This is a genomic window from Nitrospirota bacterium (assembly GCA_015233895.1).
GTDB lineage: Bacteria > Nitrospirota > Thermodesulfovibrionia > Thermodesulfovibrionales > Magnetobacteriaceae > Magnetomonas.
This window is the reverse complement of record JADFXG010000001.1, coordinates 134,996-146,121: the sequence shown is the minus strand read 5'-3', so window position 1 is coordinate 146,121 and position 11,126 is coordinate 134,996. Positions and strand designations below refer to the sequence as shown.

Sequence of the window (11,126 nt, the reverse complement as noted above, 5' to 3'; positions counted from 1 at the left end):
TATGTTGCAACCAGCCAATATCAATAGCGGGGATAGTGTCAAGGCACTTTTTGTCATTGTCACATTAACTGCGTGCGTTTATATTCAGGTTCTACACTTTGATTTTGTAAGCTACGATGATTTCAGGTATGTTATGGAAAATCCACATATAGCTGACGGACTGACCTTTAAGGGCATCTTGTGGGCACTTAGTGCCGGTTATGATTCAAATTGGTTTCCTCTTACATGGGTCTCCCATATGACAGACATCTCTGTGTTTGGCAAAAACAATCCGGGAGGCCATCATTTTACAAACCTGACAGTTCATTTGCTAAATGTGTGTTTGCTGTTTTGGCTGTTTAAGCTAATGACAAAGGGGGATATTTTTTTATCGGCAGGCGTTGCCGCTCTGTTTGCTCTGCATCCTCTGGGGGTGGAAACTGTCGCATGGATATCTGAAAGGAAAAATCTCCTTTGTGCCATGTTTTGGTTTCTAAGCTTAATTTGTTACGTAAAATATGGACAGGAACGGAATTTTTATTTTGCGTCTCTACTTTTTTTTATCCTTGCCCTGATGTCTAAACCTATGGCAGTGACTCTGCCGTTTGTTATCTTATTGCTTGATTTCTGGCCGCTTAGAAGATTAAACACCGTCCGATGGCAAAAAATAGCAGCAGAAAAAATACCGTTTCTTATTCTTACAGTTTTGTCTTCAATTGTGACCTTTAAACTTCAGCACGATGCCGGTGTGACCGCTGATGTTAATATTTTACCTTTAGGTTTTAGGATTTTAAACTCTGTAAATTCGTATATGCAATATTTAATTGAGCTGGTTTATCCGGTTCACCTTGCAGTCATTTATCCATACGCCGCTAAAGCTATGGGCTATCCCATTATCTTAAAAACACTGGTTTTGATACTGATTACGGTGTTTGCGCTTTTGAAAGCCCGCCGGTATCCATATCTGATTACAGGCTGGCTTTTTTATGTGGGAACACTGGTTCCTGTTATTCAGATTGTACAAATCGGACTTGCCCCTATGTCTGACAGATATACATACATCCCGATGACAGGAATTTACATTATGCTTAGCTTTGGAGTTAAGGATATAGTAGTGCGATTTCCAAAGTCTGAGTATTTTTTTATTTCGGTAATAATTCTTTCTCTGTCAACTTTCTCCGTAATGACCTGCTTTCAGGCTGCTACGTGGAAAAACTCCCACAGTTTGTATAAACACGCAATAGAGGTATCACCCTATAATTTCGTAGCTTACAACAATTATGGGTTAGACCTTATGGACCACGGCCAAACGGATGAGGCAATAGCGGCATTTTCCAAAGGGTTAAATATCATGCCGACAAGTAAAAACATTAACTATTCCATGTACCTTGCATTGATGAAAAAAGGCAGGGTGGATGAGGCACAGGTACACCTTTTAATCTCAACATATTTTTTAAAAGACAGAGACAAACAAATCGCACTTGCCCTGATAAAGATTAACCAGCATGAGCGGGCTGTTTATTTCCTCACCGGGTACACAAAAGATAACCCCACAGATAAAGAGGCACTTAAAGCGCTTGCCGACTCACAGATTAAAGAGAAACAACACGATAAAATACAATAGGAGGGATTTATTTATGGATAACAGAGAAATACAGCACATTCTGATGGATGAGCTCAGACTTATGCACTATCCGATAGCCGTGAAATTTATTTTTAACGATACCGAGCTTGATGATTTTAAAAACAATGCCACTTACCACGTACCGGTTCATCCCATAACATTTTGCCAGTTTGAAATTGGTCCCAGAATGAAAGGGCAGACAGTATTGGGAACAAAAGAGACTTTGGGTTGTGCAAGTGCGCAATTCATGTTTGGATGGAAACCGCTGGATGAAGCTGAGGTCAAAGCTCATCTTAAATACACAAGGGATATGGAGCAAGCTGAAAGATTTCTAAAAACAAAGTCACGGTTACCTTATTTAGAGTTGAAAGCTTTTGTCGTTTCACCTCTTTCAGATTGCTACTTTGCACCGGATGTTGTGCACTTTTATTGTGACAATATGCAGGCGTACCATCTGGTTGTGGATTATATGGCCGCTATGGATGTCCATCCGTTAAGGCCGTCTCTTACGATGAATTCATCGGCGTGCGGAGGGAGCGTATTTTCCTACAATGAAAACACGTTAAACATGTTGACAGCGTGCAGTGGAAGTTATAACTCAGGAAAGACCGAACGAGGTGAGATAAACGTTATGATTCCCGGCGGACACATAGAGCGGGTAACTCAAAGACTTTTAGAAAGAAAAAAACTATCCGGCAGTGCTTCAGTAACAAGACCCGGAGATATATTTCCCGGGGCCGATGTTTGTAAAAACTGTCCGCTTATAATAAGCGTTAAAGCAAAGAAACCGTAGTTGGTGGAGGCGGCGGGAATCGAACCCGCGTCCGAAAGTACTACTCTTAAGCCGCTACATGCTTAGTCTGTCTTTTAGTTCTCGGGTACTTAAGCGCCAACAGACAGGCTCACCGTACCCGTATTCCCTTTGATCTTACGTCCGATGCAGGGACCTCATCAGACGCCAGCCCGCTTTATGACGCATACCCACAGATAGCAGACCTCTCCGGGGTTGCGTGCCGCTTTATTTAAGCGGCAAGTGCCAGTTCGTCGTTGGCTTTTGTAAGTTTTTCCGCTTTTTTACGTGACCGCGGAAACACGACATGCTGCCTAAGCCTCATAACCCCCGTCGAATCCATACGCCCCCATTATGTGCGATTCCTAACTCATCTCTCTGTCCATCTCTCTTTTTATATCACGCTCCTTGATTTTCTCCCGCTTTTCATACTCTTTCTTGCCCTTAGCCAGCCCCACCTCAACCTTCACGTAAGGCCCCTTAAAATACACCTTAAGCGGAATCAGCGAATACCCCCGCTGTGCCGTTTTACCCACTAACTTTAGTATTTCCTTTATGTGAAAAAGCAGTTTCCGTGTTCTAAGCGGCTCGTGGTTCATTATGTTACCGTGGCTGTAAGGGCTTATGTGGCAATTAAGCATGAATGCCTCACTGTCTTTTATTATCACATAGCTGTCCCGTAAGTTAATTCTGCCCTCACGTATAGCCTTTACCTCCGTGCCCTTTAAACTAACTCCGGCCTCCAGAGTTTCCTCTATCGTGTAGTCATGGTACGCCTTCTTATTTTGAGCCGCCAGTTTCATCTCTTTATTATACCACATTTTTACGCTTTAACTTAATTGCTGACATTTAGTTTAATTATTCTGATATAATAAATTCTTTATAATGCTTATTAAGTTAACTCAGTTAGAAGACTTTATGACGTTTACGGATGTAGAGAAAATGACTGGATCCCGCATCAAGTGCGGGATGACAAATGAGGGGCTACATGTCATTTCGCTTTTTTCTGTCATTCCTGCGAAGGCAGGAATCCATGTTTTTAGTAGCTGAGTTAACTACAAAAGCAATATTTTTAAAATTCTAAAGGAGAATTGAAAGATGGAAATAATAACCCCAGGCACTGAACAAACCGAATGCAAAAGATGCGGCGACTGCTGCACAAAGGGCTCTCCCACGCTGCATGTTATTGATCAGGTGCTCTTAATGGAAGGAACTCTCAACTACAAAGACATCTACACTATCAGAAGCGGTGAGCTTGTCTATAATAATGTTGACGACGAGTTTATCACTATTGATGAGGAGCTGATTAAAATAAAAGAAAAACCGGACAGCAGAGAATGTATTTTTTTTAACATAGATGATGTCTCCTGCCGGATTTACGAAAAACGCCCTGCTCAGTGCCAGGCGTTTGAGTGTTGGAATACAGAGAAATTTCTCAGCGTGTTTGCTGAGGAAAAGATGACCCGTGAAACGCTTTTACAATCTAACCCTGCTCTCATGGATATTGTTGAAACACACGAAATGAAATGTTCCTACAGCGTACTAAACAACCTTTTTGAAGAGATTCGCTCAGGAAAGGACGTTGTTAATGAAGTGTTTGACATCCTAAGTTACGATATGACAATTCGCCATATGCTTTCCGATAAGATGGGTGTGCCCAATGACTACATGAACCTTCTTTTGGGTCGTCCCCTGAACGAAACCATAATTATGTACGGCTATAAAGTTGAAACTGAAGAAGGGGGGTTCTTTACTCTGGTTAATATCTGATTCCGATTCTAATTCAATCGTCTAACTTTGTTGACTTCGTTACAAGCTCCTCAACGTACAAAAAGTACGTCTTTGTCGCTTGCTCCTTGCCGCCTCGTTATACTTCTGAATTAAAATCGGAACGAGTCGTTATTTTGCTATTATAAGAAGCGCATTGGTTTTAGTCTTTTTTAAGTAAGCCGATTGTGCCCATAATGAGGATGAACGTGCCAAAGAAAGCGTAAAGAGGCACCCCCCACTCGGTCTTTTCAAAAGTAGCAATAAGGAACTCCCGCTTGTAGATATATCCCCAGAAAAAAACAAACATATACGTCACAACAAGGCCCAGACGAAATTTTCCTAAAAGGAGACAAACCGAATTTGCTATTACAAAGAGCAACATCTGCGCAAGCGGAATTGAAAACTCCTTGTCAGTCAGAAATCCGATAAGTGTGCTGTCTGTTGCAGCCTTAGTAGCTATGTCTACCGCCATACCTTCTCTCATGTTATCACAATTTATAAAAATATGCAAATAAACTTTTTAGTTTAAATAAACACTAAAAAAATGCTAAAATACAGTGGGATTGCTTTATGTTGTGTCTGTCGTTAGGCAGACGCTTTGTGATTAACTTAAACCGGCGGTATTGTTTGTGTGGGCGAAAGGACGGTTTGTGCAGGTATATAGGAATGGATAATGTTGTGGCAGCACAAGGAGGTATGATTAGCTCTCATGCAGGAACCGGTGATAAATACCGCAACCTCGTTGAAAATATGCACGATTTTGTGCTTGAGATTGATACCAATTGGCGGATTATTTTTGCCAATAACTCATTTGCTTTAAATACAGGTTATTCCGTCGACGCCCTCTTAAACACCGACATCATGGCCTATATTCACCCTGATGATATAAATACATGTATGCAAATTGCAGGGGAAAATGCACTGCACCACACCCCGTTAGAGTATCGGTTCAGAAAAAATGATGGCTCTTATATCGTGCTGGCTTCAAAAACTAATCATCTCTATGATTCTTACGGGAACCTGACATCCTATCTGTTGGTTTCATTTGACATAACTGCAAGAAAGCAGGTTGAGGCACAACTGAGGACAGATAAAGAGACTGCAGAGGCTGCCAATGTTGCAAAGAGCGATTTCATAGCCAGTATCAGCCATGAGCTTAGAACCCCTATGAACGGCATAATCGGAATGACTGAGCTTACTTTGGAAACAGAACTGTCCTCTGAGCAAAGAAGGAATCTGGAAATGGTCAGAGATTCTGCTCACTCCCTGCTTCACTTATTGAACAGTGTGCTGGATTACTCTAAGATGGAGGCCGGAAAGTTTGAGCTTGACAGTATGGAGTTTAATCTTTATGACGCAGTGGAATCATCCCTCGACCCGCTTCTTGTACAGTTTCAGAAAAAAGGCATAAAGCTTCACTGCATTATAGAGCCGGATGTCCCTGTCATGGTAATGGGTGACCCTGCAAGGCTGCGGCAGATAATTATAAACATCTGCGGTAACGCTATAAAATTTACAGAAAAAGGCTCTGTCACTCTTAAACTCTCTAAGGGCGCAGCTCTGGATGGCACCGTTACGCTTCATTTCACAATAACCGATACCGGGATAGGAATACCAAAGGGCAGAGAAGGCGCTATTTTTGACAGTTTCACACAGGCTGACCGCTCAACGGCAAGAAAATACGGCGGCACCGGACTGGGCCTCACTATAACAAAAAAACTCATTGTTTTAATGGGAGGGGATATAACAGTAAGCAGTACTGTTAACGTTGGTACCACTTTTAATTTCACTATCCAATGCCATGCCTTAACAGACAGAGGGGTGGAGCTTAAACCCAGTCTGGCAAAAATCTTTTCCGGTAAATCCATAATAGTGGCAGACTCAGATGAATTAAGCAGACAGGTTTTAGTTAATATGTCAAAGTGGTGCGGATTTAGCGTTTATGAGGCAGAGAGCGCCTCTGAAATTGAAGATGCCTATAAACAAGCTGCAGCCTCAGGTACTCAGATAGCAGTTGCAATAATTTCATCTGAGTTAAAGGATGCAGACGGTTTTAGCGCTGTGCTGGATATAAAATCTGAAAACCGCCAACCTGACCCTGAAATAGTAATGCTGAATTACGGAGCCTCACCGGGATTTGCTGCAAGATGCCGGCAATCAGGCGTTTTGGTAACTCTTCCAATGCCTGCTAAATATCAAACGTTTGCCGGTACAATGTGCATTGTCCTTAACGGCTCAGTGAACGACTCTGCTGCTGCTAAAACGGCCACTGATTCGGAAAAACACAAGAGCCTCAAAATACTTCTTGCCGAGGACAACATCGTAAATCGTGAACTGGCAGTGAGATTATTGAGAAAGAAAGGCCATTCGGTAGTAACCGCAATGACTGGCAAAGAGGCCTTGGAGAGGTTGGGCAGAGAGAGCTTTGACCTTGTATTTATGGATGTCCAAATGCCGGAGATGGATGGCTTTGAAGCTACCGGCATAATACGAAGCGGCAAAGATAAAAACATCAACAAGGAAATAACGATAATAGCCATGACAGCACATGCTATGAAAGGCGACAGAGAGAGGTGCATCGAGGCCGGAATGAACGACTTTATATCTAAACCTATTGCAGCTGGTGCTCTTTACGAAATAATTGCAAGGTATGCTCCGGTTGACTCCGCTGAGCACTCAGCGATTGAGTTGGATGCTGCCAGGGCACAAAAACCGAAACTTATTGTGTTTGACATAGAGGAAACACTTTCCAGATTTGACGGCGACGAGGAACTGTTAAGAAAACTCTGCGGGGCTTTCTTAGAGGATGCACCGCGACAGATTAAAAAACTCAAGGACCTCCTTAAAAGCGATGATGTTCATGCAATTGAAGCACAGGCGCATACTATAAAAGGGATGTCGGCAAACATAGGGGGCTCATTTGTAAGAAATGAGGCTTTGAGGATGGAGTTGGCAGCAAGAAAACCTGATTTGGAAAAGATACGTACAATTTATCCAAAAATGGAATCGGAGATGGATGTGTTAATAGCCGCGGTGAAAGAGTATGCGTCAGGAAAACAGGCATAAGATTAGAGGATAACATAAAAGGAGGCATGACAAAATGAGAATACTGATAGCAGAGGATGACTTTACAAGCCGCACACTATTGCAGCATTTTTTGACCCCGTTTGGGGATGTGGACGTTACTGTAAATGGGGCAGAGGCTGTTGAGGCTTTTATGCTTGCAATGGATGAGGGACAAGCCTATGACCTTATTTGCCTTGACATCATGATGCCGGAAATGGACGGATTAAAGGCATTAAAAAACATTCGCGACAAAGAAAAAGCAATGGGAATTACTCCCAACGATGAAGTTAAAATAGTAATGACTACTGCCCTTGACTCAGCCAAAGACGTACTTGATGCATATTACCGCGGCGGCTGTAACGATTATCTTACAAAACCAATTGACACAAAAAAGCTGCAATCACTGCTTAGAAACTACGGTTTTACCACCGAATAGGTGCGGCATAAGGGACACTGGTGCGTGCCTTTGATTTTATTGCCCGTCTGATTGCCGGTTTTTTACCCGGCTCAGAAGGGTTAGCGTTTCCATCGGAGTTTTTACAAAGAGAGCCGTTAAAGACAGGGTTTGAGCAGGTATGGATAGAGATTAATCCTGCAGGCGGCGGAGCTTCATATCGAGTTTATGCACATGTGCACAGACCTTTAGACGGCGTGAAATATCCTGCAGTTGTGATTGTTCCGGGGGGCGGCAGTTGCGGAACAGATTACGATGGCAGCACTGAGGTAACAGCAGAGGACGTAGCCTCCTTAGGATTTGTTGTGCTACATTATGACCCTCTGGGGCGGGGTAAAACCGGAGGCACAGAGGATTTTTGGGGGCCTAAGCACAGGGAGGAGTTATCGCAGGTTGTTGGCTACCTTTCAATGCTTGCTTATGTTGACTCAAAGGACATCGGAATTCTCTCTTTTTCCATAGGGATAACCATAGCAACGGGAATGCTTGCGGAATTTCCACCAAAAAACTGTATGGTCAAATATTTATTTGATTGGGAGGGGCCTTCAAACCGGATAAACATAACAAAAAACGATACCCATAAACCGCTAAAAGATTATCCGTCCTCCAATGACTCTTTTTGGACAGAGCGTGAGGCGATACGTTTTATTGGGCAAATTAAGTGCGGATATTTCAGGTATCAGGCAGAAAACGAGCATATGCAGGGAACATTTAAAGGCCATGCGGTTGAGCTTCTAAACGCAGCAACAGCGGGTATGGCTCTGTGGAGCCGCTGCAATGACAATCCAATTAATATAATTTACGATGCCAATAAACTTAACTCATACCACTGGATACCGGATAATCTTAACCATAAGGGGCAAATTCTCAAATATCTGCTTGAAATTCACAAGTATTGAAGAGGTTGACGGATACGGTTATGGCATGAAATATTTGTTTTAATTTGCGGGCGAAGCTCGCATTGAAACTTTTTAAGCGGCGGTACGCCGGTTAAAAAATCTTTAGAAAATGGAAATTGTAACTAATTATAAGCTAATACCAACAAAACATTGGAAAGAAGGGGTCAAGGGGACAAGTCCCCTTGCAGGAGGGTCTAAGGGAGGACAGCGTCCTCCCTTAAATCTCATTTGAACCAACAATCAGTAATCATAGGAATGAGCGGGGGGGTGGATTCCTCCGTGGCGGCGTATCTGCTCAGGGAGCGTGGGTTTGAGGTGCATGGGGTGAGTTTTATTCTTTGGGAGACACGTCAAAGGAGCGGCCATGCGGCGTGTTGTTCGTTGGATTCAATTGTCGATGCTTCATTAACCTCAGGAGCTTTGGGCATAAAACACAGGGAAATTGACGTCAGGGATATTTTTATTGAAAAGGTGATAGAGCCGTTCATTTCAGATTACAGAAAGGGGTTAACCCCAAATCCATGTATCCTATGCAATAAGCACATAAAGTTTCCAATACTGATGGCAGAGGCAGAGCGTCTGGGGATTGATTATATTTCAACCGGACACTATGCACAAACTGAAAATAACACACTGAAAGCCGGTGTTGACGGTAAAAAGGATCAATCGTATTTTTTGTATGTTTTAGAGCGTGATATGTTAAAAAATATCATTTTTCCTCTTGGCAACTTAACAAAAGAGACTGTGCGGGAGGTTGCCATAAATCTTAATTTTGCATCGGCACACAGAGCTGAAAGCCAGGATATTTGCTTTACTGAGGGCGGTAACTACCGCAAATTTATAAAAGACTATATTGGCCCGCAAGGAAATTCAGGCGGCAAAATAGTTGACATTGACGGTAAAACTCTTGGTGTGCACGAGGGGCTTTATGCCTACACGTTAGGCCAGAGAAGAGCAACAGGGGTGGCCGGTGGTGTTCCGCTTTATGTGGTTGATATAGATGTGCACAATAATGTGTTAGTTCTGGGTCCCAGAAAATATGTAATGAAGCAGGAAATAAGTGTATCGGATGTTAACATGTTAATTGCTGACAGAATAGAGTTTCCTATAAGGGTTAAGGTTAAATTTCGTTCAACTATGAAAGCCGTTACCGGAGACTTATCTAAAAACAATGATGGCGGAATAACCGTGGCATTTGAAGAGCCTCAGTGGGCGCCGGCCAGGGGGCAGAGTGCTGTTTTCTATATTGGGGAGCAAGTTATAGGCGGTGGTATTATTGTGTGAATTGTATGGTTTTTTGTATAATATCGCCAGCAGCAACAATTTGTTGGTTACTATTAGACTACTAAAGACCACGGAGGGCATAATATGAAGACGGCAATTACCGTGCATATGGCAGACAGAGTTAAAAACCTGCCGCCATACCTATTTGAGCGTATAGACAAATTAAAACGAGAGGCTCTCAAACGTGGGGATGACCTGATAGACTTAAGCATTGGAGACCCCGATATTCCCACCCCGGCGCACATAGTGGCGGCACTTCAAAGGGCTGCTGAAAACCCTGCCCATCATCGTTATCCCTCATACGAGGGGATGTTTTCGTTTCGTAAGGCAGTGGCAGACTGGTATGGCAGGCGGTTTCAGGCAAATATAAGACCAGAAAACGAGGTGCTGTCTCTGATTGGCTCAAAAGAGGGGATAGGGCATATACCTTTTGCGTTTGTTAATCCCGGAGATGTTGTGTTGTGTCCATCGCCAGGGTATCCAGTGTATTCAATAGGAACGCTTTTTGCCGGAGGTTTTCCATATTTTATGCCTCTTCGTGCTGAAAATGATTTCAGGCCGGATTTCAGCCAGATACCGGAGGAAATATATAAGCGTGCAAAGCTTATGTTTTTAAATTATCCGAATAACCCTACAAGTGCCTGCGCAAGCCGCGAGTTTTTTGGTGATGCCATAGACTTTGCGTATAAATATAACATCATCATATGCCACGATGCAGCCTATAGTGAAATCTACTATGATGGGAATAAACCGCTGAGTTTTCTTGAGGTGGACGGAGCGAAAGACGTCGGTATAGAGTTTCACTCGCTCTCTAAGACATACAATATGACGGGCTGGCGTGTGGGGTTTGCTGTTGGCAATAAGGATGTTATCTTTGGTCTTGGTAAAATTAAAACCAACCTTGACTCCGGCGTGTTTCAGGCAATACAGGAGGCAGCCATCTGTGCTCTTGAGACGGATGACTCGGCGCTAAGTGCCATAAGAGACACGTATCAGTCAAGACGCGATGCTCTATATGACGGACTGGCGTCAATCGGACTTACTGCAAATAAACCAGATGCGACGTTTTATCTGTGGAGTATAGTGCCGGAGGGATTTACATCGGAGACATTTTCCGAGTACCTTCTTGAGAAAGCCGCTGTGATGGCAACTCCGGGAAATGGCTTTGGAGAAAGCGCAGAGGGATATATACGCTTTGCCCTCACTGTGCCGGTATCGCGAATAAATGAGGCCGTTGAGCGTATTAGAAAGATTATTTGA

At 43.1% G+C, this 11,126-nt stretch carries 10 protein-coding genes and 1 other RNA gene; 8 read left to right on the top strand and 3 right to left on the bottom strand.

Features of this window, described 5'->3' with window-relative positions:
• Position 1: 1 nt before the first annotated feature.
• Positions 2-1,603: a hypothetical protein gene (locus HQK88_00690; protein MBF0615311.1), complete on the top strand. Its 1,602-nt coding sequence runs from the start codon at positions 2-4 to the stop codon at positions 1,601-1,603.
• A gap of 13 nt (positions 1,604-1,616) precedes the next feature.
• Complete coding sequence (locus tag HQK88_00685; GenBank protein ID MBF0615310.1) at positions 1,617-2,396, top strand: DUF169 domain-containing protein; 780 nt, start codon at positions 1,617-1,619, stop codon at positions 2,394-2,396.
• Between the two features lies 1 nt (position 2,397).
• On the opposite strand, the gene ssrA is transcribed toward HQK88_00685, so the two are convergent.
• Both ssrA and smpB read right to left on the bottom strand, forming a co-directional pair.
• Positions 2,398-2,744: a transfer-messenger RNA gene (gene ssrA / locus HQK88_00680) on the bottom strand.
• A 14-nt stretch (positions 2,745-2,758) separates the two neighbouring features.
• Entirely contained in the window at positions 2,759-3,196 is a 438-nt protein-coding gene (smpB, locus tag HQK88_00675) for an SsrA-binding protein SmpB (GenBank protein MBF0615309.1), read from the bottom strand.
• Positions 3,197-3,491: 295 nt separating this feature from the next.
• On the opposite strand from smpB, the gene HQK88_00670 reads away from it, so the two are divergent.
• Positions 3,492-4,163, top strand: coding sequence for a YkgJ family cysteine cluster protein (locus HQK88_00670; protein MBF0615308.1), 672 nt, complete (start codon positions 3,492-3,494; stop codon positions 4,161-4,163).
• 160 nt (positions 4,164-4,323) lie between these two features.
• On the opposite strand, the gene HQK88_00665 is transcribed toward HQK88_00670, so the two are convergent.
• Entirely contained in the window at positions 4,324-4,635 is a 312-nt protein-coding gene (locus HQK88_00665) for a hypothetical protein (GenBank protein MBF0615307.1), read from the bottom strand.
• A 194-nt stretch (positions 4,636-4,829) separates the two neighbouring features.
• Between HQK88_00665 and HQK88_00660 the strand changes: the two genes are divergently transcribed.
• The 5 genes from HQK88_00660 (at position 4,830) to HQK88_00640 (ending at position 11,126) form a co-directional block, all read left to right on the top strand.
• Positions 4,830-7,229, top strand: coding sequence for a response regulator (locus HQK88_00660; protein ID MBF0615306.1), 2,400 nt, complete (start codon positions 4,830-4,832; stop codon positions 7,227-7,229).
• A 34-nt stretch (positions 7,230-7,263) separates the two neighbouring features.
• Positions 7,264-7,665 carry a response regulator gene (locus tag HQK88_00655; protein MBF0615305.1) on the top strand — a complete coding sequence of 134 codons (402 nt, stop codon included), beginning with the start codon at positions 7,264-7,266 and terminating at the stop codon, positions 7,663-7,665.
• A gap of 20 nt (positions 7,666-7,685) precedes the next feature.
• Entirely contained in the window at positions 7,686-8,582 is an 897-nt protein-coding gene (locus HQK88_00650; protein MBF0615304.1) for a hypothetical protein, read from the top strand.
• Positions 8,583-8,849: 267 nt separating this feature from the next.
• Positions 8,850-9,866, top strand: coding sequence for a tRNA 2-thiouridine(34) synthase MnmA (gene mnmA, locus HQK88_00645; protein ID MBF0615303.1), 1,017 nt, complete (start codon positions 8,850-8,852; stop codon positions 9,864-9,866).
• Positions 9,867-9,974: 108 nt separating this feature from the next.
• Complete coding sequence (locus tag HQK88_00640; GenBank protein ID MBF0615302.1) at positions 9,975-11,126, top strand: LL-diaminopimelate aminotransferase; 1,152 nt, start codon at positions 9,975-9,977, stop codon at positions 11,124-11,126.

What these genes read in the sequence shown, in the direction of transcription:
- smpB (MBF0615309.1), bottom strand. Translation starts at nt 3,196, where the DNA reads ATGAAACTGGCGGCTCAAAATAAGAAGGCGTACCATGACTACACGATA.
- HQK88_00640 (MBF0615302.1), top strand. Translation starts at nt 9,975, where the DNA reads ATGGCAGACAGAGTTAAAAACCTGCCGCCATACCTATTTGAGCGTATA.
- HQK88_00670 (MBF0615308.1), top strand. Translation starts at nt 3,492, where the DNA reads ATGGAAATAATAACCCCAGGCACTGAACAAACCGAATGCAAAAGATGC.
- HQK88_00655 (MBF0615305.1), top strand. Translation starts at nt 7,264, where the DNA reads ATGAGAATACTGATAGCAGAGGATGACTTTACAAGCCGCACACTATTG.
- HQK88_00690 (MBF0615311.1), top strand. Translation starts at nt 2, where the DNA reads ATGTTGCAACCAGCCAATATCAATAGCGGGGATAGTGTCAAGGCACTT.
- HQK88_00665 (MBF0615307.1), bottom strand. Translation starts at nt 4,635, where the DNA reads ATGGCGGTAGACATAGCTACTAAGGCTGCAACAGACAGCACACTTATC.
- HQK88_00685 (MBF0615310.1), top strand. Translation starts at nt 1,617, where the DNA reads ATGGATAACAGAGAAATACAGCACATTCTGATGGATGAGCTCAGACTT.
- HQK88_00660 (MBF0615306.1), top strand. Translation starts at nt 4,830, where the DNA reads ATGGATAATGTTGTGGCAGCACAAGGAGGTATGATTAGCTCTCATGCA.